This is a genomic window from Zooshikella sp. RANM57, assembly GCF_050749885.1.
Taxonomy (GTDB): Bacteria; Pseudomonadota; Gammaproteobacteria; order Pseudomonadales; family Zooshikellaceae; genus Zooshikella.
Map to the genome: position 1 here is coordinate 111,147 of NZ_JBOIUB010000001.1, position 25,732 is coordinate 136,878.

Sequence of the window (25,732 nt, forward strand, 5' to 3'; positions counted from 1 at the left end):
ATATCAAACAGTTTGTTACCAGTTTATGCTCCTGGCCCACAATCCAGGCAATGTTCAATCATTGCCGGCCCCAGGTGCAGCTTACTATTCAGGTCACGTAATGCGGTTCGAACACCTTCTTCTATAACAGGGTGATAAAAAGGCATTTCAAGTATTTGTGCTACGGTTAAGCGCTGTTGGATGGTCCAAGCGAGTAAGTGGGCAAGGTGTTCAGCACGAGGGCCAATCATTTCTGCTCCCAATAAGATTCCCGTACCATTTTCGCCATAGACATGCAGGCTGCCTTTGTTAATTCCCATAACGCGACTACGACCTTGATCGGCAAAAGAAACTTTACCTGTCGCAAAGCATCCACATTGGCCATGAGATTGTTGTAATTGCTGATAAGACTGGCCCACTACAGCAATTTGTGGGTCTGAAAATACTACGCCAATGCTTGCTCGACGTTGACCTGCTCGGATATCCGGGTAACGACCGGCATTATCGCCAGCGATCCGCCCTTCATCAGCTGCTTCATGTAGCAGTGGGATATCATTGTTTGCATCACCTGCAATAAAAATGGGTTGGTCACCACACTGCAAGGTGAATCGGTCAAAGACGGGGATCCCCTGTTCGTTCAACGTCACATCTGTATTTTCAAGCCCGATATTATCTATATTGGGGCGACGACCTGTCGCAGCAAGGACATAGTCAAAATGTTCAGTTTGCTCTTGACCTTGTGCACCTTTGAAAGTGATGGCTACCTGGTTATTACTAAGCTCCATTTTTGTTACTTTCGCATCGGCATCAATAGCCAGCTCTTCGGCCATTAATTGATTGGCTTGTATAAGCAGCTCTGGATCAGTCAGTGGGCCAATTGCGCCACCTAAACCAAATACTCGAACAGTAACACCCAAGCGGTGTAATGCCTGACCAAGTTCCAAACCAATAACACCAGTACCAAATACGGCGACGGAAGAGGGTAAATCATCCCAAGCAAATACATCGTCATTAATAATTAAGCGATCACCTAATTCGGCAAAACTGGCTGGGTAGGCTGGGCGAGAGCCTGTTGCGATAACAATACGTTTGGCCAAAATTTTTGTATGATCATCAAGCTGTAATGTTTGTTTGTCGATAAATTGAGCATGGCCTTTTAGTTTATCCTCAGCTGGAATAGCTTCTACAGACTCCAGAACAAAGCCAACAAAACGATCTCTCTCGCGTTTAACCCTTGCCATTACTTCATGGCCATTTATTTCTACAGGACCTTGCGTGTAAACACCAAACTGATCGGTATGTTTTGCATGGTGAACGGCCTCAGCAGCAGCAATCAATAATTTGCTTGGCATACATCCCACACGAGCACAGGTTGTTCCATAAGCACCAGACTCAATGAGGACAACACTGTCAGTGTGCGCTTTTGCGGCACGATATGCGCCCAGGCCTGCTGTTCCTGATCCGATAATGGCAACATCTACTGATAATTCATTACTCATGGTGGTTTTACTCTTGATGTGATGTATACCCTTCGTTATGGGTATTTTTTGCGTGTCCGCAGCACGCTGTCTTTAAATTAAAGACAGCGTTGCAAAGTGACATGGCTAATTGAAAAGTTGAAAGTAATTAGTGAGTAGCTTCAGCCAAGAACTCAGCTAACTGATCTGCCCCACCAATATGTTGGCCTTTAACAAAGACTTGAGGAACGGTATTTTTTCCTGTCACTGCGCTGAGACCTCGTTGACTTACCTCTTGCTGGACAATAATTTCTTCATAGGCTAAATCAAGTTCGTTAAGCATGGCTTTGGCACGTGCACAGTGTGGACAGCCTGCCTTAGTGAAAAGGGTATAATACGCAGGCTCTTGAGCTTGTGGACAAACATAACTCAGCATGGTATCGGCGTCTGATACTTCAAAAGGGTCGCCTGGTTTTTCTGGCTCAATAAACATTTTTTCAATTACGCCATCATTAACCACCATGGCATAACGCCAGCTACGCTGACCAAACCCTAGGTCGCTTTTATCCACTAACATGCCAACGGCTTCGGTTAATGCCCCATTGCCATCTGGTAGCATTTTGACATGCTGTAATTTTTGATCCTGCTGCCAGGCGTTCATGACAAACGTATCATTTACAGATACACACAAAATGTCGTCAATACCATTAGCAAAAAATACGGGGGCAAGTTCGTCATAACGCGGTAAATGGCTGGATGAGCAGGTTGGCGTGAAGGCACCTGGTAAACCAAATACGATAACGCGTTTATTTCGAAATAAGTCATTTGTGGTCTGTGTTTGCCAATCATTATTGACTCTGGTTTGAATGCTAATATTAGGGATTGTTAAGCCTTCTTGATTTTTCAGCATTGCTTTTCCTTTGTTTCAAAACGGGGTAATAAAAAGGTCGTTGCCTGTCGTTTATTTGTTGGTTGTAGTATGAGGGGATCGTTTAAATAAATTAAATTAATTTATTTAAACGAAGCTATAGCGTAAAGCTATAATGTTGAGTGATCCGATAGACTCAAAGCTTGGTTGCCGTGTGAGAGAGGCATTCAGCTATGCTTGTAAAGGTGACCAATAAGAATTAAAGCATGATGCCTGCGGTATGGATGAAAACAAAACGTACGACAACATGATGAAACGATTTGTCGTTTTTAGTTTGCTTGTGGGGCTAACCGTAGGGGTCATTGCTGTTTTAAAGTGGACGGCTAAAACACCTGAGCGTCGAGAGCAGCTAGCTGTTATCACGCAAGTTGAGGTACAGCAGGTACAAAAACAAGCTTTGTCTCCCGTGATTGAGCTTTATGGGGTGCTGGAGTCTCCTTATGAAGTAGAACTGACTGCACCTGTGACTGCATTTGTGAAAACGACACAGGTGCGTGAAGGTGATAGTGTTAATCAGGGTGATATATTGGTGCAGTTAGATGATCGCGATCTACAGCTGCTTTTAAAGCAACGACTAGCAGAGATTGCTGACATAGAAGCACGTATTGAAGCAGAAAAGCAGCGCTACCAAGCGGATCAACAGCGATTAAAAGATGAGCAAGTGTTGTTAGCCATTGCTGAACGAGGAGTTACCCGACAACAATCATTGCGGGGTAGAAATGCGGCTTCAGAAACACAGTTAGATGAAGCGCGTCGGCAGTTTTCACAGCAGGCTTTAAATGTCACGAACATACAGTATCAGATTGAAGATCATCCCCATCGTTTATCACAGTTAAACGCACAACTGCAGCGTGCTAAGGCGTTACACATGCAAGTGGAACTGGATATTGAACGGTCAATTATACGCTCACCTTACCCCGCTAAGATTGTCTCTTTGCATACGGCCCCTGGAGCCAGAGTATTAACGGGTGAGCCGCTGATAACGCTTTACGATGCAGAAACTATAGAGGTGCGTGCACAAATACCTTCTCGTTACCTTCCCGAGATTCAACAGGCAATGGATCAGAAATACGCTATTACAGGTGAATTGGCACTGGATAATCAGTTGTTACCTGTTACTTTGATGCGGCTAGCACATGCTGTGAGACAAGGGCGTGGCGGATTGGATGCCTTTTTTAACATTGAAGGCACTTCGTTAAAACTGGCTATTGGTCGACCAATACAGTTGACCATTCACTTGCCCCCACAGCATGGCGTGACGGCTCTGCCACCCCAGGCTATTTATAATGATGATATGGTATACCGTGTGAAGGACGGGCGGTTACAAGGTGTCTCCGTTAAACTGCTGGGTAGAAATAACTCAGTTGAAGGTAAGTCCAGGGTACTTATTCGTAGCGATGCATTACACATTGGCGATGATGTGATGATAACACACTTGCCTGATGCTATTTCTGGACTTCATGTGCGTGTCGTTAAAAGGGATTGATCAAGTAAGGGAGCGCCTTAAAAAATCACCTTGTTTTCAATAGCGCTACTGCGGCGTACCATCTGGAGAAACCGCTAATTTTAACCATAATTCTTCTCTTTGCAGAGGTGTTCTTGCAGGTAGAAGTGGGTTTTCAAGAATAAAAAGCTGTCGCTCATTAAGACGAGCTTGTTCGATCGCTTTTTTATGAAACTGATTAAAAATGGTATCAAAGCTGCCATCTTTGATCATTTTTTCTAAGCCTTTGGTTATTCTTTCTGCAAGTCGTTCATTGTCTCTAGCAACAAAGAAGTAATAAGGCCAGGGGTAATAAAGTAGTAATTTTTCTTCAATTTTAATTCGGGGGAAGCGACCTTTGTGGACACGGTATTCATTAAATACTTCATTCACTCCTCGTGGAAATAAGGCGACTTTATCTGTTGCCAGTAGTTTAAATAAAGATTCATAGGTTGAACTCGTGGCGACAGTAAATTGATTATGTTTAAAAATGGTTACATCCCCCCAGCCTTTAACTTGTCCGACGGTAAATGCCTTAAGCTCATCTAAGGATTTTACATCACGAAGTTTTTCTTGGGTGTTTTCGGTCACTAGAATGAGCCGGTAACCAAGAATACCTTTCCGTAAGGGGATTCTGATAGGAATCAATTTGCTTTCTTTTTCTTCGGAGGTTGATGTCCATATGACGGTTAATAAATTGGTGCCTGCTGCAAGCTCTTCAATAGACTTGGTTTCTGAAACAAGCTTCTTTGCGGCGTGCAATGTATAATCCCCAAAAGTCTTGGTGGTTTCGTCCATGGCCTTACGCAACAGCGCGATGAGGTCTAAATAACGGGTATCTTTGTGGGACTGAGAGCGGGGATGAATGACCGTATCATTTGCCATGCAGGTCATGGAAAATAGCATCGTGACGAGTATTGATAAGAGCGTTTTTGACATATCATTCTTCCTTGAAAAGAAGATGAACTTGATTAATTGAAACAATTCAGGGTATTGATTTTCTATAATGCAAATAAGCATAGTTGATCGGGTAAAGAGTACCTAATGCGAATACCAAGCGGTTTGTTGTGGGTTAAACACTCCATAATAGTATGGTGTTGTTTATTTATGAGTGCGTGTGATAATACCCAACGAGATGAGCCAACTACTGCGAGTACTGAAAAAAAAATTGAAACGACTGAAAATACGTTTGCAGATAAGCGGGCTAACGAAACAGCCAATAGTGAAAATTCAAGTTTTCAGCAAGTACCGTTAGAGACGCTCAATAACATTGCGAGTTATGATCAACCGCGAATCCAGTTTCTGTGGATTCCTCCTCAGGCCAAGAATCGACGACAGTTAACGCTTTGGTCAATTAAGTTGGATGGTTCAGATTTACGACATGTGGCTACTGCGAAGGAACTGTATGGCGATTACCGCCACTCTGTTGTTATATCGTCTAAACCCGTACGCTCACCCGATAATCGCTATATTATTTATACGTTCATTAGTGATAAGAAACGGATTGTGTTGTTAGACTTAGTGACAAGAGAACGTAAAGTGATCGATGAAGGTGTCGCTTCAGCGCATTTTACCTGGTACCCTGATAGCCAACGCGTGATTATCAATAGAGCCTATGAGACAAAAGTATTTTCATTAAAAACAGGCCAATTGTCTGCCATTGATTACCAGGAAAATGCTGGGTTATATCTAATCAATGAGGGGCAACAGTTTTTGGCGATTAAAAAAGGAAAATATACTATTTATGATTTACAGTTCAATGAAGAAAAATCCGGAGAGTTTGACTACTTACCGCAATCGTTATTGCATTTAAACAGTGTATCGAATGATGGGCGTTACCTTGCATTTGGGTATGATTTGTTTGATCTTAAAACTAAACAACACTTTACCTCATTGAGTGATGTCCCCATTTTAGGGATTCATAATGATTGGATTTTAATATCAAAAAATGGCTTTCAGAAAATTAATATTGATACACAGAAAGTAGAGCAGATTTTTACTGCCCCCACAGGTGGTTCAGGACGAAAAGGGGTAACACTTTATAATTTATAATGTCTAAAAAATTCGAATAACCCCCCCCTACATAATTCCTCATTTAAGGGCACCTCTAAAAATAGCCTGTGGGGCAAAGCAGAGTTACTTAAATGGTATAAGCTAGTGAATCGTGAGTAGTATTTTTATTATTTTGACATTTTCGTACCTCGTGAAGAATTACTGTAATGACTTGTTTTAACTTGAATGGTTTGCTTATATGATTATTCATGCCTGCATTCAGAGCTTTTTTCTTATCAGTTTCCATTGCATTGGCAGTCATTGCGATAATGGGTAATGTCTTACGTTGTAGTTGTGTTCGGATAATACTTGTTGCCGTATAACCATCCATATTTGGCATTTGAATATCCATGAGTACCACATCAAATAGTAGTTTGTTGTTTTCTAAGGTATTAACTGCAATCATACCATCTGACGCAACGGTTACATTTGCACCCGCGGACGTTAGCAGTTTTTTGGCAACTAATTGATTAGTTGGATTATCTTCCACTACTAAAATTGATAAACCTTTCAACGGTTCATCTTTTTCATTTTTTATAGGTGATAACTGATGTTTTTCAGGTTTAACGGCATGAGATACTGCATTTAGTAAAGACGAAGGCGTGACTGGCTTGTTGACTATAGCAATATTTTCGAGTTTTTGACTAAACTGTTGCGCCTGATACGATGTCATCATCATTATGATAGGGATATTAGAGGGGAACAATGACTCTTGTAAAGATAGGAAAGCGTCTATCTTGTATGTTTCAAGAAAATTTGTATCGATAAGTAAACATTTATACTCGTCACTGCTTAACTGCAGTGTCGTCGCCAGTTGATCTTTAGTGTTAGCTGATTCTGTTTTCCAATTAAGTATATCAGCAATGTTTTTAAGAAAATTAATTGTTTGGTTATTGGTTGAAGCAATTAATAATTTAATATTTTTAAGTGTATGACTTTTTTTATAGAACTCTTTAATTGACATGGGTGAGTGAGAGTTGACAAATGGGTATGGAAGGGTAAAACTGAATTTGCTACCTTTATTGATTTCACTATCGACAGATAGCACTCCTCCCATTAAGTGGATTAAACGTTTACAAATAGCGAGTCCCAATCCTGTACCACCAAATCTTCTTGTGGTAGAGGCCTCAGCTTGACAAAAGTCTTCAAAAATTGTTTCAAGTTTATCATCTGGAATGCCAATACCTGAGTCAATGACACTGAATAATAATTGGTCATAGTCAGTAGATAATCGTTTGATACTAATAATAACTTCACCTTGATGGGTAAACTTAATCGCATTGGAAACCAAGTTTATAAGTACTTGTTGTAAACGTAGTTCATCTGCCAAAATGTGTATGGGGATATCAGGTTCGATATCAAATAATATTTCTACATTTTTATCCCTAACATTGATAGATGCTATAGTCCCTATATTATTAAGTAAATGTTCTAAATTACAAGGTTGAAGATCTAGAGAGAGTTTTCTTGCCTCAATTTTTGAAAAATCTAAAATATCATTTAAGATACCTAACAATACATTAGCAGCAGACTCTGTTTTTTTAACATAGTCAAGCTGTTTATGACTGAGCTGCGTAAGTTTTAATAGTTCTACCATACCTAAAATAGCATTCATCGGCGTGCGTATTTCATGGCTCATATTGGCAACAAACTCAGACTTTGCAATATTGGCTTTTTCTGCATTTGCTTTTGCTTCGTGAAGTAGCAACTCTTTTTCCAGTTGTTCTGTGATATCCAGATTGATACCAAGAACCGTTTTTACCTTGCCAACATCGTCTCTTTCAATGGTTGCACTAGACTTTATATGTCTTATAGAGCCATCCTGACGTATAATTCGGAAAACAAACTCAAAATTTTCTTTTTCATTAAGGATGTTTAAAACGTTAGAAGATACACTTTCTTTGTCATCAGGATGAAGAAATTTTAACCAGGTCTCTAAATGTAATTTGCTACCAGATTTTGGAGGTGATATGCCGTACATCTTAAACATTAGAGGATTCCAATCTAGTTCATTTGTTTCTATATTCCATGTCCAAATACCTAATTGAGCAACCTCTGATGCTTTAATCAAGTGATCTCGTATGGATTCCAGCTTTTTTCGGTTTGCGACTTGCTGGGTCATATCCGATGCAATAAATAAGTAGCCAGTCGTATTTGAAGAGGCATCAAGAAGCGGTGTTATTTCTTGATAAACAGGGAAAGGTGATTGATATTTATTGATATAATGCCATTCGTGATGATGAAGAGAGTACTTTGCTTCTAAAATAAGGGTTTCGAATGAAATACCCACTGCTTTATTAAATATCTGCTTGGATAGAGACTGAGCTACTTGGGCAATATCTGACCTTTGTATAAACTTCAATGGTGTACATTTGTTGATGATTTCATCAGGGTGGTAACCAAGCATTTTCTCTGCTGCAGGATTAAAAAGGGTTATGATCCCTTTAGGATTAGTGATAATGATCGCTACGGGTGCTTGTTTTAAAATGGCTGATTGTAAATTTAAATAGTGCCTTATTTCTGCTGTTCGCTCTGCTACTTGTTTTTCCAGTGAGGTGTTAAGTGTACGAATTTTATTTTCAGTAGCTACTTGCTGGCTAATATCTCTAACAATCTTTGCTACACCAATAATCTGGTTTTTTTGGTCCTTTACTGGAGAAACAGATACCGATACATCCAGTATATTTCCATCTTTACAGTGCCTTTGCGTATTAAATTGTGAAATAGAGTTTCCTTGGGCAATTTGGTTAAGAAAATGGATTTCTTCATGTTTTCTTGTATTAGGTACGATAAGATCATTGATATGTTGCCCAATTGCCTCATTTGGAGGTATTTTAAACATTGTAGCTGCGCTATTGTTCCAGTTTGTTATGGTACCATCAAGAGTACAACTAATGATGGCATCTTCGCTGCTTTCTACAATGGCAGCTAGGCGAGCTTGTTCAAGTTTAACCCGTTGGCGTTCCTGAACGGCGAAGCGATATAAATAAAAGAGTCCACACAGCGTGATAGTAACAATAAGCATGGTAAATATATTATTTAAAAAATCTTTAACAATAATATTTGTTACCGTTGCTTTGGGAAAAATAAGCTTTAAGAAAATTTGATTGCTGGTTTCTTCGTATAAGGAGATGCTTTTATTCTTGACCAGAAAGTGCTGTTGATTATATTTTTGTACTTCAGATAGATTTTCCTCTAATAAACTTGTTTTTGAGACTGTTTTGAAATCATCATACCAATGAGATTTTTTTGGTTGCTCACGGGTTGAACGTGAAGTGAACTCAGGATTGATGAGATATTCTCCAGATTCTTTAACCAAGTAAAGTTGGTAAAAATTTAACTGTGTTTTTTTGAGATACTGAAATAAGTTGTTTGTATTATAAGTGATAGCAAGTAAACCAAACAGTTGGCCTTTATTATCATAAATGGGGGTACTGACTATGAAGGTGGGGATAGTGGATGTTTCAGTACCTGTATCCACGTTTGTGTGTGTAATATCTGATACGAAGTACTTGCCTTGTTTAAGCTTTATAGTCTCTTTAAAGAAGTTTTTATGTCCAGAGGGAATTAACTTATCATCTGAGATAACTTCAACATTCTTTATCCATTGATCTATTCGAACAAGTTCTAACCCTTGGTTTGCAAGTCCTATATAACGAACTTGTGTGATATTGGGGTGAGAATTGATATAGCCATGAAAAATAATATTTAAACGTTTGACCCATAATACGGTAGTACTATTTTCCTGGGGGTCTTGGTTATTATTATGGCTGGCGCGAATAATACCCTGAATAGGGGGGACTGAAGCCAAAAATGAAAGGTCACTTTTTAACCGGTTAACTGTGTTGATAAACTTAGTATCAGCTATTTCCGCTTGACTCTGAAGTAAAACATCATAATCATGGTAAACCCGCTTTGCTTCATTGAATGATGAAATCCCAGCAAGTAGACTGATTATAAGAGTAAAGAGTGTGATTAATGTAATGATATAGTTTTTCTTTATAAAATTAGTTATGTTACTCATAATCAGCTAGTGTGCTTACAAAAAGTTATTTACATGACATGAAAAATATTTATTTGACTGAACTCATATCTTTTTTGCCTGTAACATGTGTTTAAATTTTTTATTCAAATATTGTAATACACGGATGTTTTGGAGATTTAAAATCATCTGCCAAATTCTTTAGCTAAGTAATGGGTATTATTTGAAAATGTTACATCCGTGTTAAACGACATGATTCTAGTTCCCTCTAAGGTTATACTTTCTATAGTGACCAAATTTGATTTTGATCTTGAATTTCGTTGAAGATGATTTTTATTATAGATAGTAATGGCGAAGGGGATGTGTGCAATTTAAACTTGGTAGATAGAATAGTTTTAAGTAGTGAAATGAGAAAGTAATAACTATGAACTAATATTGACATCTTTTTTGATATTGACCCATTATGCAGAGTAACAGCAATAACTGAACATTATTAAAAGCCTTTTTTCAAAGCACTTTTGTCTAAAGTCTACACAACGCTCTTCGAATAGGCCATTATTCGCTCCTTGGCGGCTTGTTTGCCAATGACCTACATAGAAAAATTAATTCATGAGTTGTATTGGTACACTATTTATTCATCTCTTGAGGGAAAAAGTAATTTAACTTTATATTTGAGTGCGAGTGATTTCTGATATTCGGGTGTAAAAACTTGTTTCATTGCTGCATTCAGTCGATTAAATAACTGTTCATCGGATTGGGCACTGAGCGCCATGTAGTAGCCATGTTCAAACATAAAGATGGCAGGTTCTACTTTTGAAAAGTCCAGTTGTAAATTTTTTATTCTGAGTGGTAGGCTCTCTACATTGCCAATAATGAGGTCTGCGCGATTATTAAATAGCTTTTTTATATTGATTTCTTCAGATACTGACAAGTCAAGGTGTTTATCATCAATAAAACCTCTCGCATTCAGAAATTGATGCGTTACATCATCACGCATAATAGCCGTTTTAAATTTTTTAGCATCATCTATTGTTGTTAGATTAATGTCTTTTCTACTTTTTAGTTTATACAAATAAAACTTTTTACCGGGTAAGATAGGCCCTAGCCATTGAAATAATGCTTCACGTTCTGGGGTTCGAACAATTGTGTAAATCAGTACGTTTTCTTTTTTGAGTGCAAGCTCATAAGCTCTGGCCCAAGGGTAAAGACGAGTGGTGTAATTAATATTTGCTTTTTTTAGTACTTTTTGGACAATTTCTGTTGAATAGCCGGTGACTAAGTCATTTTCTTTATAGTTATAAGGTGGCCATTCTTCTGTGACAACTAATAGCTCGCTGGCATGAAGTGTCAGTGTAAGAAAAAGAGTAATCAATCCTGTTAAGTAAGTACTCATAGGTAATAATCCAACCATATTTAATGCTTTGTTACGGGAATATATCCAACACGTGAAGGTCAACTCCCTTAAATGAAGCAAGTCATGTGTACTTATAACAGCGTAGTTAGTTACTGACTGGATTGTATAGTGATTTTACGTTTATTAGTGATCTCGGTTTCTTGTCGAGGAATGGTTATTTTGAGTACGCCATTCTTCATTTCTGCTTGAATAGCGTCAGTATTAGCATCTTCAGGTAAGGCTAAAACCCGTTGGAAGGTTCCATAGTGTCGTTCAATACGATAAAAATGTCGGTCTTTATTTTCTTTTTCTTCTTGTTTGCTGCCTTGAATTGTCATGATATCGCGTTTTATTTCTATATCAATGTCTTTTTCTGTAAGGCCTGGTGCCTCCAGTGTTATTTGGTAACCTTTATCATCGCTAGAGACATTTAAGCTAGGTCGAAATGCTTGAGCGATTAGTCCACTGTTAGGATGAGTAGGAAAAAGGGATGATCCAAGGCTAGGTAAGTTAAAACCACGGAATGCTTCATCAAAAAGGCGCTCAATTTCGCGGTGGAGTTGGAATATAGGGTTTTGCATATAACTGTTTGAAGAGACAGGCATATCTTTTGATTCTGCCTCACGTGTTACAGGCATTACACGCTCATTAGCTTTTTGAGGCTCTTCATGCTTGAACCAGTTCCAAGGATTTAGTTTTTGTAAGTTCATGATAGACCTCTTTTATTCATTTTAATGACACATACGGTTGGCTTGTCGGCAAAGGAAGTAACGAATAGCAGGGTGGGAACCATGTTGTTATCTTCTTCTTAAGACGACAACAAATGTATAATAGTGGATTATTGAAGGAATCAATTAATATTTAATGAAATGATGATTACTACCTAGGGCCTGCTAATACTATTTGAATCACCACTGCCGTAGACCATTTTTTCGTTTAGCAAGGCACAAGGAATGCCGTGTAGTCATTCTACATAAATGACTTGTAACGCCGCTAGGTGGAAAAATAATCACGGCCTGAAGGGTTATGACGGTAAAAGCACTACTCGTTGTTGCTCATTGTTCATTTAGAACAACTAAACTTCACGCTTCGCGCCTAGATTAGTGCTTTTACCGTCATAACAGTGATATTCAAATAGTATTAACAGGCCCTAGTACCCATAACGAAGATTTTTTATACCCCTAGGTACTTTTCATCGATGTGAATTGTGTAAGTCGCATAGCTAGCAAATTGACTTTGCAATGAAAAAAACAGAAAAACTGTCAAATCTCTGACAGTCAGTGCGTGCTATGCTTAAAAAAAGACGCTTGTGTTAATGAGAGAGTACATTAAAACCGTTGGCACTTTTTTTGCCATCAAATACTTTCTTGGCAAATGTATGACGTAAGGTTTTGCAGTGCAAACTTATAGAGTGTCTTTTGGGTAATGTATGTTGATTACATTTCACTATGTTTGTTGAGCGCAAGAAAATAGTCATTATTTATGAGCCAATAAGGGAATGACGTAAAAATGGCAGATCAGGATGAGGCAGAAGCAGAAGCTCCAGAAGCTGAAGAAGGAAGTGAAGCTTCTGGAGGAAAAAAAAAGAAGTTAATTATTTTTATTATTGTGGTGTTAGTTGTGTTGGGTGGCGCGACTGGAATCACTATATACATGTTGATGGGGAGTGGTGATACAGCAGGTGAAGAAGACTCATCTGCGGAATCACAAAAAGCAACCAAGCCCCCAGCAATTTATTTTGCTATGGAACCGCCATTTACAGTGGATTTTCAGGTTGGTGGTCGGCAACGATACGTTCAACTGTCAATAACAGTGATGGGCAGGGACCCTGAGGCAATGGCTGCAGTCAAACAACATGAGCCTTTGATTAGAAATAATTTGGTGTTGTTGATTGCCAGTGAGGATTTTCAGACATTACAAACGCCTGAAGGCAAGGAAATGCTAAAGCAGAAAGCAACGGAATCAATACAACAGGTGTTACAGCAGGAAATTGGCAAACCTGGTATTGAAACGGTGTTATTCACTGGTTTTGTCATGCAGTAGTAAGTGCTATACGAGGGCTGAACCATGCAAGACTTACTCTCACAAGACGAAATAGATGCGCTCCTCCATGGTGTGGATGATGGTGACATCGATACCGAAACGGATGAGGCGCCTGATGGTATTAAGTCTTATGATTTGACCAGCCAGGATCGGATTGTCCGTGGGCGGATGCCGACCTTAGAAATGATTAATGAGCGCTTTGCCCGTTACACACGTATCAGTATGTTCAACATGCTGCGTCGTAGTGCAGATGTTGCTGTTGGTGGTGTACAAGTAATGAAGTTTGGTGAATATGTGCATACGCTCTATGTGCCCACCAGCTTAAATTTAGTCAAAATGAAACCGCTTCGTGGTACGGCATTATTTATTTTGGATGCCAAGCTGGTTTTTAAGCTCGTGGATAATTTCTTTGGTGGGGAGGGCTTGCATGCCAAGATTGAAGGGCGTGAATTTACGCCAACTGAAAATCGTGTTGTACAAATGGTTCTACGGCAGGTCTTTGTAGATTTGAAGGAAGCCTGGGGACCTGTGATGAAAGTTGAATTTGAGTATATAAACTCAGAAGTTAACCCTGCTCTGGCAAATATAGTGAGTCCCTCGGAAGTCATCGTGGTGAGCACGTTTCATATTGAATTGGATGGCGGCGGGGGGGATATGCATGTCACGTTGCCTTATTCAATGATTGAGCCCATAAGAGAACTCTTGGACGCTGGCGTGCAGAGTGATGTGGATGATAGGGATGAACGCTGGGTGAAAGCGTTAAGAGAAGAAATACTGGGGGTTAACGTTAAAGTCAATTCTAATATTGTTAAAACTCAAATGCGGTTACGCGATATTCTTGAATTGGAGGAAGGCGATATTATTCCCTTTGAAATGCCTGGTAGTTTTATTTTATCGGCAAATGACATCCCAGTATTTAAAACGCGATTGGGGGTAACTAAAGAAAAGCTGGCGATGCAAGTATTAAATATGATTGAACGACCAAAGTATTAGTTTAAATTATTTAATGTAAACAGCCAGGCCAAGACCTGAAACTGATAACCTACAGCTCAATGGGGGAAGCGGGAGTATGATGCTTCGCCCAATAGCTAAGGAAGCTAAAATAAAAGCGTGTAACTTCGTCAATAATAAAACAAGGTTGCTTGACTGCATTGCAGTTGACTTACAGGAGTTAGATGATGGCAGATGATCCTGATAATACAGAAGAACAGCCTGAAACTGACGTAGAAAATAATGGTAATGGTGAGGCCGCGCAAGAACCTTCTGAAGTGCAGGAAACGGCTGTGTCAGAAGAAGCGCCTGTAGCGGAGGAAGCCTCTGACGAAGAGGGGAGTGGTGAAGAAAATGCAGCCAGTGATGAACAAGCACTGGCCGATGAATGGGCGGCGGCTTTAGCTGAATCTGAGGGTGGTGGTGGCCAGGAAGATATTGATGAGTTATTCCAAACAACAGCATCACCTATGGATATGGATGAGCTGGAAGATATTACTGAACCCACTGAAATTCGCAGTCTGGAAGAAGGGCCTAATTTAGATGTTATTTTGGATATACCCGTCACGATTAGTATGGAAGTAGGTGGTACGGATATTACTATTCGTAATTTGCTGCAGTTAAATCAGGGTTCGGTTATTGAACTGGATCGATTAGCAGGGGAACCTCTGGATGTAAAAGTGAATGGAACACTAATTGCACATGGAGAAGTAGTGGTCGTCAATGAAAAGTTTGGTATACGTTTAACGGATGTCATTAGTCCGACAGAAAGGATTAAAAAATTACGTTAACTTTTATTGTTCCCACTACACTTGACGTTTAGGATATCTTCAATTCTATTCGTTAAACTAAGAGAATACTGAGCATGAGTCGTCGTTGTTTTTTTTACTTAATGTGTTGTATTTATTCATCAAATACTTGGGCTGCGTCAACAATACCTACGACATGGGGGATGTTGATTCAAGTTGTGCTGGCGCTAGCGGTGGTTTTACTGGTGATATTTGCAGCGGCCTGGATTGTTAAACGTAGTGGGGCAATAAAACCAATGACCAGCCCGGTCATAAAGAATCTTGCTGTAATGTCTGTAGGTAGCAAGGAGCGGCTGGTTTTAGTTCAAATAGGTGATAAACAAATTTTATTAGGTATTTCTCCTGCAGGTATGAATACGATTCATGTATTTGATCAGCCTGTTATCACCAGTAAAAATGAAGTCAGTAATGATTTCTCCAAGCGTTTAATGGAAATGATTAAACAACGACATTGAGTGAATAACGCTTAAAAAGTCCTGAAAAATTATATATCCGTCATTTATGGTATGACAGAAGGCTACGTTTTAAATTAAAAAATTAGCACTTATTAAGCAAAGAGGACACATGAGTCCACTGAGCCGTATACTGAGTCAAATACCTTACAATGCACTGATAATGTTGTTGTTAGTGGTTGTACCATATGCCAATGCGGCACCTGCTACTACCATTCCAATCTTAACAGTAACCGATACCCCTACAGGACAAGAGTATTCTGTCACTATTCAAGTGCTGGCATTAATGACATTACTGTCTTTTTTGCCCGCAATTGTGATTATGATGACATCCTTCGCACGAATAATTATTGTTTTTTCAATTTTACGACAAGCCATGGGGCTACAACAAACACCCTCCAATCAGATTTTATTGGGGATGGCGTTATTTTTGACATTTTTCATTATGTCTCCGGTGTTAAATAAGGTAAATGAACAAGCTGTTCAGCCATATTTAGCGGAGAAAGTCCCCGCTCAGGAAGCGTTAAAAATTGCTGCAGGTCCCTTTCGGGAATTTATGCTAGCGCAAACGCGAGAAACAGATCTTAATTTATTTGTACGTATAGCTGACGTGGGTGATATACAGTCAGTAGATGATGTACCACTCAATATATTGATTCCTGCCTTTGTCACGAGTGAATTAAAAACGGCTTTTCAAATCGGTTTTTTATTATTTATTCCTTTTTTGATTATTGATCTAGTGGTGGCCAGTGTATTAATGGCAATGGGGATGATGATGTTATCACCATTAATTGTTTCATTACCGTTTAAAATCATGTTGTTTGTGATGGTCGATGGCTGGGCCATGATTGTTGGCACATTAGCGACAAGTTTTGGCGTTACGTAGTCTTTGATGAATAAGGCTTGAATGAGGAGTAAACATGACACCTGAAGTGGTGATTGATATTTTCCGGGATGCTTTGTTTCTCATTGTGCAAATGGTGGCTGTCATTGTAACCCCTAGTTTAATTATTGGCTTGATTGTCAGTACGTTACAGGCGGCCACACAAATTAACGAGCAAACGTTAAGTTTTTTACCTCGGTTATTAGTCACACTGTTAACCATAATGGTCACTGGACCCTGGTTGTTAGGCCAGTTAATGGATTTTTTTAATAAGCTCATTCTGAATATTCCCGGATTAATTGGTTAACATTATGTTTCAAGTGCCTGCTGAGGATGTTGGTACCTGGATTACCCCCTTTCTATGGCCGCTATTTCGGGTCAGCTCATTATTTATGGTGATGCCTATTTTTGGCGCCCAAATGGTGCCTGCGCGTATTCGTTTAGCCATGGCATTAGCGGTTACCCTTATGTTAATGCCCATGTTACCCGCGATGCCTAAAGTAGATCCTTTGTCGTTGAACGCATGGGTGATTAACTTACAGCAGGTATTGATTGGTACATTAATGGGCTTTGCATTACAGGTTTTTTTTCATTTATTTGCGATGGCGGGCCAAATGATTGCCATGCAAATGGGACTTGGTTTTGCCTCTATGAATGATCCAGCCAATGGAGTAACTGTCACGGTCTTGGGACAGTTTTATTTGATTATGACGACATTATTATTTTTGGCGGTTAATGGTCATCTTGTGGTGATTGAGGTATTGGTTGAAAGTTTTCATACCATGCCTGTTAGTGAGGGGTATCTGTTGCCGGCAGGAAGTGCTGAGCGTTTAGTGCTTTGGTTTAGTTGGATATTTTCCAGTGCATTGCTGATTGCTATCCCCGGTGTAACTGCATTACTGATTGTTAATTTAACGTTTGGCGTAATGACGAAAGCAGCCCCCCAATTAAATATTTTTTCACTGGGATTTCCAATGGCATTAATGTTTGGCCTGTTTATTGTTTGGGTAACGGTTACTGGGTTTTTAGATCAATATTTAACCTTTAGTGAACAGGCGTTACTTTTCTTAAGGGACTTAATAGCCCAATAGCATAATGTATTTTGAGATGCCTGGAATAACCTATGGCTGAGGAAAAAGATACAAGTCAGGAAAAAACCGAGGAACCTACCCAGAAACGTTTGCAAGATGCAAAGAAAGAAGGTCAGGTTCCTCGGTCAAAAGAATTAACCACTATGGCGATTTTACTTATCGCTTCGGTGAGCTTGGTATTGTCTGCTGGATTTTTGGCACGTCATTTAATCGTGATAATGCGGTTGAACTTAGATGTAGAGCGGGAAAAAATATTTGATACGGCGACGATGCTGCAGTTTCTGGGCGCCTCATTGAATGATGCCATTGTTTCAATTTTTCCGTTAATTTTATCCTTGATGTTAGCCGGTATTCTGGCGCCTATTTTACTGGGAGGATGGGTTTTTAGTGGTAAATTAATACAACCTAAAATGAACCGTATAAGTCCATTGGCGGGTTTGAAACGTATGTTTTCTGCCAAGTCCTTAGTGGAATTGTTAAAAGCAATTGCCAAAGTGGTGGTTGTGGCCTGTTTTGCGATAGCGGTATTGCTGTGGGAACAGAACCAGATTTTGCATTTAGGACGAGCCTCTGTTGACAATGCCATTATTTCCAGTTTATGGCTTATCGGTTGGGCGGCTATTTTGTTGAGTATCAGTTTAGTGCTGATTACGGCCATTGATGTACCATTTCAGATCTGGGATACCCGTCAAAAGTTAAAAATGACGAAGCAAGAACTGCGGGATGAGTTCAAAGATACAGAAGGTAAACCTGAAGTTAAAAGCCGTATCCGTCAGTTACAACGAGAAATGGCTGAACGACGCATGATGGCTGAAGTGCCAAAAGCCGATGTAGTGATCACTAACCCTGAACATTACTCTGTGGCAATTAAATATGATCCCGATAAAGCGGATGCCCCTTATGTCATTGCTAAAGGTGTCGATTTTATTGCGTTAAAAATCAGGGAAATTGCAGTGGCGTCGAATGTCACCATCTTAGAGGCGCCACCACTGAGTAGGGCGATTTACCATAGCACGGAGTTAAATCAACAAATACCCAGTGGCTTGTATATCGCTGTTGCACAGATTTTAGCCTATGTGTACCAGCTTAAACAGCAGCGTTATGGCAAGAAACCTCGGCCTCCTAAAGACTATCCCATTCCTGAAGAATTTCGTCGCGACAATTAAATGGCAGTAAGCTGTTTGGTCGTGTGTAGATACAGCTAACTTTCTATCCAAGTACACACCTATAAGACCTAAAGTTGTAGGCTCTCACCCAATAGTGCTATGGGTGGGAAAGGTTTTTGCACACCAATACCAAGCTGATAGGGCGGACGTTGATAAGCAACAATCCTTTACTACAAGGAGAAGGCTGAGTGGCAGATCGTACGATGCTGGTGAGTACACTGAAAGGCCTTGGTCAGGGTAACTTAGGGGTTCCGGTTCTGTTAATGGCAATCTTGGCCATGATGACATTACCCGTACCGCCTTTCCTGTTAGACGTGTTATTTACCTTCAACATTACTTTGGCACTGGTTGTCTTGCTGGTATGCGTTTATAGCATGCGACCACTGGACTTTGCTGTGTTTCCCACCATTTTGTTGGTGGCAACACTGTTACGTTTAGCATTGAATGTGGCTTCAACGCGCGTGGTGTTACTGCGAGGGCATACAGGTGGAGATGCTGCAGGAAAAGTCATCGAGTCTTTTGGTGAGGTTGTGATTGGCGGAAACTACGTGGTGGGCTTAGTCGTATTCGTCATCCTCATTATTATCAACTTTGTGGTGGTGACAAAAGGTGCTGGTCGTATTTCTGAGGTATCAGCCCGGTTTACCTTGGATGCGATGCCGGGTAAACAGATGGCGATTGATGCTGACTTAAATGCAGGTTTAATCAATCAGGATCAGGCACGATCCAGACGGTCAGAAGTTGGCCAGGAGGCTGATTTTTATGGGTCCATGGATGGTGCCAGTAAGTTTGTTCGAGGCGATGCCGTTGCGGGGCTACTGATTCTAGCCATAAACATCATTGGGGGGTTATCCATTGGTATGGCTCAGCACCAGCTACCCTTCCAAACTGCTTTACAGAATTATTCACTGTTAACCATTGGTGATGGGTTAGTCGCTCAAATTCCTTCATTACTACTGTCCACAGCGGCGGCGATTATGGTGACCCGGGTTTCTGATGCTAAAGACATGGGGCATCAGGTTCGTCAGCAGATGTTTTCTTCACCTAAAGCAATTGGTGTTGCTGCGGCAATATTAATGGTGATGGGGGCTATCCCTGGTATGCCTCATATTGCGTTTTTGGGGTTGGGAGGCATTGCGGCGGTGGGTGCCTGGTGGATTCATCATCGTCAAAAAATCAGCGCGACCTCCGTTGCTGAACCAGGCAAAGCCGTACAGCCTGCAGCAGGTGGTCAGGTTGTGCCTGCAGGGGCAACGGCTCAGCCCTCTTCATCATCCATTGAAACCAAGGAATTGGGCTGGGACGATGTAACCCCCGTCGATATGGTGGGGTTGGAAGTGGGCTATCGTTTAATTCCATTGGTTGATAAAGCCCAGGGCGGCGAGTTGCTCAGCCGGATCAAAGGGGTTCGTAAAAAGCTTTCACAAGAGCTGGGCTTTCTGCTGCCTTCAGTCCATATCCGCGATAACCTTGATTTGTTACCCAATGTCTATCGGATTACGTTGATGGGGGTGACCATCAGTGAAGCGGAAGTTCATCCCGAGCGAGAGCTGGCGATTAATCCTGGACAGGTCTTTGGTTCTCTAGAGGGGATCGCTGCCAAAGATCCGGCGTTTGGTCTTGATGCGGTATGGATTGAACCAGGACTAAAAGATCAGGCCCAGACATTGGGGTACACCGTGGTTGATGCGTCTACGGTGGTGGCAACCCACTTAAACCAGGTGCTGTTTAAGCATGCGCATGAGCTGATAGGTCATGATGAAGTGCAAAGGCTACTTGAGCTGTTAGGACGTCAATCACCCAAGCTGGCCGAAGAGCTTCCCAGCAAAGTATCACACAGTACGCTGTTAAAAGTGCTGCAAAGCTTACTCATTGAACGAATTCCTGTTCGAGATATCCGGACCATTGCTGAAGCGCTGGCTGAAGTGGGTACGAAGAGTCAAGATCCTGCCACTTTAACGGCTTCTGTCAGAACGGCGTTAGCCCGCTCGATAGTGCAAAGTATTGTAGGGACGTCCGATAAGATTCCAGTTATCACCCTTGAGCCACAGTTGGAACAAATGTTGCTGCAGTCTGCTCAGCAGGCTAAGCAATCGGGTATGAGTGTTGAAGATGGCTTTGTGATTGAGCCCAGTCTGGCTGAGCGACTACAGCGCTCATTGCAAGAGGCCGTATCACGACAGGAAATGGCAGGGCAACCAGCTGTACTGTTAGTGGCTGGTCCGATTCGGCCAATGTTAGCCAGATTTGCTCGATTTGGCATACCCAGCATGTATGTATTGGCTTATCAAGAAATACCAGACAATAAAGAAGTAACGATTGTCGCCAGTGTGGGCCAGCATGAGTAGTTTGCTGGTAGATACTGAGGTAAAGCACGGCATAGGAAGGGCTTATGAATATTAAACGCTACTTTGCTGCTGATATGCGCCAGGCACTTAAGTTGGTCAAGCAGGAGTTAGGTGCAGATGCAACCATTTTAGAACAACGGCGGGTAGCTGGAGGTATCGAGCTAGTGGTGGCCAGGGATGTGCCGACTATTCCTACCCATGCTTCTGCCACTTATGTTTCAGATAATGTACGAAGCCACAAGGATGCATCTTACACTCAACACGCATCAGCCTCTAAATCAAAACGTACCTTTTCTCAAGATAATGAATTCAGTTGGCAAGGACATCACGTCAATCAGCAAATGCAGTCAGCTGGCGCGGCGAAGCAAAACCATCACCAATCCCTTGTTGATCTTGAGAACTATAAACAAGCCAACCGTTTACGGGGTGCTAAAAATCCAAAACCATTTCCATCTGAGGCTCAACAGCAACCATCTCAGCAAGCGAAATCATCGCTAAATACCAGCGCCTATCAGGATGTACAAAGCCATAAGTCTCAGCATAACCATCCTGAGTCGCAGTGGCAGCAAAGACAAGCCCTGGGTGAGCCTAAAAAAGAGCGCATTGAACAGACTGGAGAGGCGGCACCAGGGTTACTGGCTAATTTGCAACAAGAATTACATGGTATGCGGATGTTGCTTCAGCAACAGATGGGGCAAAAAGCCTGGGGTGATTTTTGCCAGCTTCATCCTGTAGCCGCTATGGTTTGGCGGCGATTGGTGGGAATGGGGCTGTCACCACAGCGGAGTCACATTATTGTGCAAAATCTTCCTGCAGATATTGGTGTAAAGGAAGCCTGGCGTCATGTTTTAGGACAGATTGGTCGGTTATTGAATACTACTAAACGAGATTTAGTGGAGGGCGGTGGTATTTTTGCGTTACTTGGGACGACAGGAAGTGGCAAAACAACCACCGTCGGTAAGTTAGCTGCACGGTATGCACTGAAGCATGGTACGGAATCACTGGGGTTGATTACCTTAGACACTTTTCGCATAGGGGCCTGTGATCAGCTGAAAACCCTGGGACGTATTTTAAATGTGCCCATTAGAGTGGTGAGTGATGCATCAGGATTACAACAGGCCTTGGATGCTTTTCGAAGTAAGTCATTGATTTTAATCGATACTGCGGGTCTGCATCCGCAGGACGATAATTTACAGCTACAATTAAATTTACTTGATCAAGTACGGCCAATGATCAGGAATTTTTTGGTGCTGGCCACGACCTGCCAGCGCGATGTATTACAGCGAGCAATCAATACTTACTCAACAGAACAAACAGTGGGTACGATTTTAACGAAAGTGGATGAGACACACAGTCTTGGAGAATCTTTAGATATGGTGATCGCTGCCCAATTAGCGGTGTCTTACTATACAGATGGTCAGCGAATTCCAGAAGATATTGCATTGGCGCGTAGTCATACACTGTTGAGTCGAGCTGTAGCCATATCGGGCGCACTCGCTGAAGATGATGCAGCATGGCTTGTACAACAAGAATGGACGGTCTCTGGACATTCACTGTTTAACGAGCGTGCGGTTGGGTAATCACAAGCAATGTTTGTTGTCTGAGTGAACAACACGATGGGAATTAAACATCCAGTTCAGGTACTCGCTGTAACCGGAGGCAAGGGAGGCGTTGGCAAAACCAATGTAGCGCTTAACCTGAGTATTGCCCTTGCAGAAATGGGGCGTCGCGTCATGTTACTTGATGCCGACTTGGGATTAGCCAATATTGATGTGTTGCTAGGGCTGTCACCCAAACACACCATTGCTGATGTGTTAGAGGGAAAATGCGATTTACGCGATATTCTTTTGCACGGTCCTGGAGGCATAAAGATTATCCCAGCATCTTCCGGCACCCAGGCAATGACCCAATTATCGTTACAACAGCATGCAGGACTGATTAGTGCTTTCAGTGAAATTAATGATCAACTGGATGTATTGATTATTGATACCGCAGCTGGTATTTCGAGTTCTGTTGTTAGCTTTGTGATTGCCAGTCAAGAAGTATTGATTGTGGTAACCAATGAACCCACCTCAATCACGGATGCCTATGCGTTAATTAAGTTACTTCATCGTGATCATGAAGTAATGCGCTATCGGGTTATTGCAAATATGGTGCGCAGCCAGCAAGAAGGTCAGCAGCTTTTTAATAAGCTGACCAATGTCACTGAGCGCTTTTTGGATGTGACCATGCAATATTTAGGTGCTATTCCTTTTGATGAGGCTTTACGTAAAGCCGTTCAACGTCAGCGGCCGTTGTTAGAGTGCTATCCCAGGTCAAAAGCGGCTATAGCGATTCGTGGGATAGCGCAAAAGATTGATAACTTTCCATTACCCGCCTCACCTCGAGGGCATTTGGAATTTTTTGTGGAAACCTTGGTGTCCTGTGAAGTCGGACGTTGTTGATGAAATCAATGCAAGGTGTTGGGTTATATTCCCAAGTGAGTGGGCAGCAGGGACAGCAGCTTGTCCAGCGTTATGCTGGTCTTGTTAAGCGAATAGCCTTACATACCGCTGCTCGATTACCTGCCAGTGTCCAATTGGATGACTTGATTCAAGCCGGAATGATTGGACTGCTTGAGGCTGCGCGAAAATATGATGCGAGCAAAGGGGCAACCTTTGAAACCTATGCCACGATTCGCATCCGGGGCAGTATTGTCGATGAAATTCGTAAAGGGGACTGGGTACCTCGCTCTGTTCACCGTAACAGTCGACGAATCGCTGACGCTATTCAACAAATTGAAGCAAAGCATGGCCGAGATGCAAAGGATCATGAAATAGCAGAAGTGCTCTCACTTTCAATAGATGACTACTATGCTATGTTAAGTGATTTGTCCGGTAGTCGCTTATTTTCCTTTGAGGAGCTGATGGATGCTGGCGATGCACCACAAGAATCAATAGCCAGTGAGCACACCAGTGATAAACCTCCTGATGAACTACAGCAGAAAAAATTACGGCAGGATTTAGCACGAGCGATACAAACTTTGCCTGAACGAGAGCAGCTCGTGCTTGCACTTTATTATGATGAAGAATTAAACCTAAAAGAAATTGGTCAGGTGTTAGGTGTCAGTGAGTCACGGGTAAGTCAAATTCATTCACAAGCCGCTATGCGTCTTCGTGCAAGACTTGCTGATTGGCACCCAGAATAATGTCTGTTTTTAATAAAACCGTATTCTTTTTACGCTAACACCTTTTAATTACGATAGATGTTGTCTAACGCTCATCAGGTTCATACCTAACTGATTGATCATTAATTAATTATTCTTCCAGTCATTAAAAGGCCATGGTTTAGTGCATATTTCTGGCTATAAAGTGTTATTGCGTAAGAAAATGTTTTGCACTCTTTCTAAACATAAATCGAATAAACTGGCATGCCAATAATCACCTACTAGACTTGTAGTAGATGTTAAAAGGCAGCATCTGTGCATCATGAGGGAGGTCGCCTTGGATAAAAATATGAAGATCCTTATCGTGGATGACTTTTCCACAATGAGGCGAATCATTAAAAACCTACTGCGAGATTTGGGATTCACCAACACGGCAGAAGCGGATGACGGTCAAACAGCACTTCCATTGCTGAAAAGTGGTGGCTTTGATTTTTTAGTCACGGACTGGAACATGCCGGGTATGACGGGAATTGACTTATTAAAAGCCGTTCGTGCTGACCCTAAACTCGCATCTTTACCGGTTTTAATGGTAACGGCTGAAGCCAAACGAGACCAAATTGTTGAGGCTGCACAAGCGGGTGTCAATGGCTATGTAGTCAAGCCTTTTACTGCTCAAGTATTGAAAGAAAAAATTGAAAAAATATTTGAGCGTGTGGAAGCCAGTGGTTAAGAGGCTGATATGTCGTTATTAGATAAACAAGCTGATGGATTGACACCAGCAGAGTTTGAAGAAGACTTAAAAAATCGTGCGCATAAAATGGTGGAATATCTGGAAAAAGGCAATTTAAAAGATGCCATTCAGGTTATTCACGAAATTAATGAGGTGCGCGATAAAAGTCTTTATAAAGAAATTGGCCGTCTGACAAGGGCCTTGCATGAAGCCATTATGAATTTTCATTTGGATACAGGCTTTTCGGGTGAAGATAAAGAGCAAATTTCCAGTATGGCTGATGCCTCTGAGCGCTTAAGTTATGTGACAAAAATGACTGAACAAGCGGCTAATCGCACCATGGACCTGGTGGATGAGAGTGTTCCCATTGCTGGAGATATTGCCGAAAAATCAAAAAGCTTACGTGAAAGCTGGCAGAAGCTTCGTAAGCGACAGATGAAGCCTACAGAGTTTCGTGAGCTTTACCATCACATTGATGAATTTTTGGATACCACTGAAGGTAAAGCGAATACCCTCTATAGCAATTTAAATGAAATTATTTTGGCTCAGGATTTTCAGGATTTAACGGGTCAAGTTATTAAAAAAGTCGTCGACTTAGTGGCTGAAGTAGAAGAAAGCCTGGTTCATTTAGTGCGTATGGCAGGACAGCTTGACACAATTACAGGTATTGAACATCGCTTTGATACGAAGGAAAAAGATAAAACGGTTGCCGAAGGACCTCAGATGCGGGCAGAGGAGCGAACTGATGTGGTATCAGGTCAAGATGAAGTTGATGACCTATTATCCAGCTTGGGGTTTTAG

22 protein-coding genes are annotated in these 25,732 nt (G+C 41.3%); 16 read left to right on the top strand and 6 right to left on the bottom strand.

Going from position 1 to position 25,732, the window contains the following annotated elements; genetic code table 11:
- Nucleotides 1-23: 23 nt before the first annotated feature.
- Nucleotides 24-1,478 carry a dihydrolipoyl dehydrogenase gene (locus tag ACQ96U_RS00540; RefSeq protein WP_431719274.1) on the bottom strand — a complete coding sequence of 485 codons (1,455 nt, stop codon included), beginning with the start codon at nucleotides 1,476-1,478 and terminating at the stop codon, nucleotides 24-26.
- A 127-nt stretch (nucleotides 1,479-1,605) separates the two neighbouring features.
- Nucleotides 1,606-2,346 (bottom strand): glutathione peroxidase, encoded by a 741-nt coding sequence (locus ACQ96U_RS00545; RefSeq protein WP_431719275.1) that lies wholly within the window; start codon nucleotides 2,344-2,346, stop codon nucleotides 1,606-1,608.
- 238 nt (nucleotides 2,347-2,584) lie between these two features.
- Between ACQ96U_RS00545 and ACQ96U_RS00550 the strand changes: the two genes are divergently transcribed.
- Nucleotides 2,585-3,850 carry an efflux RND transporter periplasmic adaptor subunit gene (locus tag ACQ96U_RS00550; protein ID WP_431719276.1) on the top strand — a complete coding sequence of 422 codons (1,266 nt, stop codon included), beginning with the start codon at nucleotides 2,585-2,587 and terminating at the stop codon, nucleotides 3,848-3,850.
- A 45-nt stretch (nucleotides 3,851-3,895) separates the two neighbouring features.
- Here ACQ96U_RS00550 and ACQ96U_RS00555 read toward each other — a convergent pair whose 3' ends face one another.
- The gene (locus ACQ96U_RS00555) at nucleotides 3,896-4,786 is read right to left on the bottom strand and encodes a substrate-binding periplasmic protein (protein WP_431719277.1); all 891 of its coding nucleotides are present in this window, start codon (nucleotides 4,784-4,786) and stop codon (nucleotides 3,896-3,898) included.
- Nucleotides 4,787-4,954: 168 nt separating this feature from the next.
- On the opposite strand from ACQ96U_RS00555, the gene ACQ96U_RS00560 reads away from it, so the two are divergent.
- Nucleotides 4,955-5,899, top strand: coding sequence for a hypothetical protein (locus ACQ96U_RS00560; protein WP_431719278.1), 945 nt, complete (start codon nucleotides 4,955-4,957; stop codon nucleotides 5,897-5,899).
- 88 nt (nucleotides 5,900-5,987) lie between these two features.
- On the opposite strand, the gene ACQ96U_RS00565 is transcribed toward ACQ96U_RS00560, so the two are convergent.
- The 3 genes from ACQ96U_RS00565 to ACQ96U_RS00575 all read right to left on the bottom strand — a co-directional run bounded on the left by ACQ96U_RS00565 (nucleotide 5,988) and on the right by ACQ96U_RS00575 (nucleotide 11,984).
- Entirely contained in the window at nucleotides 5,988-9,923 is a 3,936-nt protein-coding gene (locus ACQ96U_RS00565) for a PAS domain S-box protein (protein ID WP_431719279.1), read from the bottom strand.
- 589 nt (nucleotides 9,924-10,512) lie between these two features.
- On the bottom strand, nucleotides 10,513-11,274 hold the full coding sequence (locus ACQ96U_RS00570) for a substrate-binding periplasmic protein (protein ID WP_431719280.1): 762 nt from the start codon (nucleotides 11,272-11,274) through the stop codon (nucleotides 10,513-10,515).
- Between the two features lie 110 nt (nucleotides 11,275-11,384).
- Nucleotides 11,385-11,984, bottom strand: a complete 600-nt coding sequence (locus tag ACQ96U_RS00575) for an Hsp20/alpha crystallin family protein (protein ID WP_431719281.1) — start codon at nucleotides 11,982-11,984, stop codon at nucleotides 11,385-11,387.
- Between the two features lie 799 nt (nucleotides 11,985-12,783).
- Between ACQ96U_RS00575 and ACQ96U_RS00580 the strand changes: the two genes are divergently transcribed.
- The 14 genes from ACQ96U_RS00580 to ACQ96U_RS00645 all read left to right on the top strand — a co-directional run bounded on the left by ACQ96U_RS00580 (nucleotide 12,784) and on the right by ACQ96U_RS00645 (nucleotide 25,732).
- A complete protein-coding gene (locus ACQ96U_RS00580; RefSeq protein ID WP_431719282.1) occupies nucleotides 12,784-13,317 on the top strand; it encodes a flagellar basal body-associated FliL family protein in 534 nt (177 codons plus the stop codon).
- 24 nt (nucleotides 13,318-13,341) lie between these two features.
- Entirely contained in the window at nucleotides 13,342-14,310 is a 969-nt protein-coding gene (gene fliM, locus ACQ96U_RS00585; protein WP_431719283.1) for a flagellar motor switch protein FliM, read from the top strand.
- 290 nt (nucleotides 14,311-14,600) lie between these two features.
- On the top strand, nucleotides 14,601-15,098 hold the full coding sequence (fliN, locus tag ACQ96U_RS00590; protein WP_431720119.1) for a flagellar motor switch protein FliN: 498 nt from the start codon (nucleotides 14,601-14,603) through the stop codon (nucleotides 15,096-15,098).
- 74 nt (nucleotides 15,099-15,172) lie between these two features.
- Nucleotides 15,173-15,571, top strand: a complete 399-nt coding sequence (gene fliO, locus ACQ96U_RS00595) for a flagellar biosynthetic protein FliO (protein WP_431719284.1) — start codon at nucleotides 15,173-15,175, stop codon at nucleotides 15,569-15,571.
- A gap of 109 nt (nucleotides 15,572-15,680) precedes the next feature.
- Nucleotides 15,681-16,454: a flagellar type III secretion system pore protein FliP gene (gene fliP / locus ACQ96U_RS00600; protein ID WP_431719285.1), complete on the top strand. Its 774-nt coding sequence runs from the start codon at nucleotides 15,681-15,683 to the stop codon at nucleotides 16,452-16,454.
- 34 nt (nucleotides 16,455-16,488) lie between these two features.
- Complete coding sequence (fliQ, locus tag ACQ96U_RS00605) at nucleotides 16,489-16,758, top strand: flagellar biosynthesis protein FliQ (RefSeq protein WP_215818604.1); 270 nt, start codon at nucleotides 16,489-16,491, stop codon at nucleotides 16,756-16,758.
- Nucleotides 16,759-16,762: 4 nt separating this feature from the next.
- A complete protein-coding gene (fliR, locus tag ACQ96U_RS00610; protein ID WP_431719286.1) occupies nucleotides 16,763-17,542 on the top strand; it encodes a flagellar biosynthetic protein FliR in 780 nt (259 codons plus the stop codon).
- A 32-nt stretch (nucleotides 17,543-17,574) separates the two neighbouring features.
- Nucleotides 17,575-18,708, top strand: coding sequence for a flagellar biosynthesis protein FlhB (gene flhB / locus ACQ96U_RS00615; RefSeq protein WP_431719287.1), 1,134 nt, complete (start codon nucleotides 17,575-17,577; stop codon nucleotides 18,706-18,708).
- 203 nt (nucleotides 18,709-18,911) lie between these two features.
- Nucleotides 18,912-21,056 carry a flagellar biosynthesis protein FlhA gene (flhA, locus tag ACQ96U_RS00620; protein WP_431720120.1) on the top strand — a complete coding sequence of 715 codons (2,145 nt, stop codon included), beginning with the start codon at nucleotides 18,912-18,914 and terminating at the stop codon, nucleotides 21,054-21,056.
- Nucleotides 21,057-21,100: 44 nt separating this feature from the next.
- Nucleotides 21,101-22,636: a flagellar biosynthesis protein FlhF gene (flhF, locus tag ACQ96U_RS00625; protein WP_431719288.1), complete on the top strand. Its 1,536-nt coding sequence runs from the start codon at nucleotides 21,101-21,103 to the stop codon at nucleotides 22,634-22,636.
- 36 nt (nucleotides 22,637-22,672) lie between these two features.
- Entirely contained in the window at nucleotides 22,673-23,500 is an 828-nt protein-coding gene (locus ACQ96U_RS00630; protein ID WP_431719289.1) for a MinD/ParA family protein, read from the top strand.
- On the top strand, nucleotides 23,500-24,243 hold the full coding sequence (locus ACQ96U_RS00635; protein ID WP_431719290.1) for an RNA polymerase sigma factor FliA: 744 nt from the start codon (nucleotides 23,500-23,502) through the stop codon (nucleotides 24,241-24,243). The genes ACQ96U_RS00630 and ACQ96U_RS00635 overlap by 1 nt, the downstream gene beginning before the upstream one ends.
- Nucleotides 24,244-24,550: 307 nt before the next feature.
- Nucleotides 24,551-24,931, top strand: a complete 381-nt coding sequence (locus tag ACQ96U_RS00640) for a chemotaxis response regulator CheY (protein ID WP_431719291.1) — start codon at nucleotides 24,551-24,553, stop codon at nucleotides 24,929-24,931.
- Between the two features lie 9 nt (nucleotides 24,932-24,940).
- Nucleotides 24,941-25,732, top strand: coding sequence for a protein phosphatase CheZ (locus tag ACQ96U_RS00645; RefSeq protein WP_431719292.1), 792 nt, complete (start codon nucleotides 24,941-24,943; stop codon nucleotides 25,730-25,732).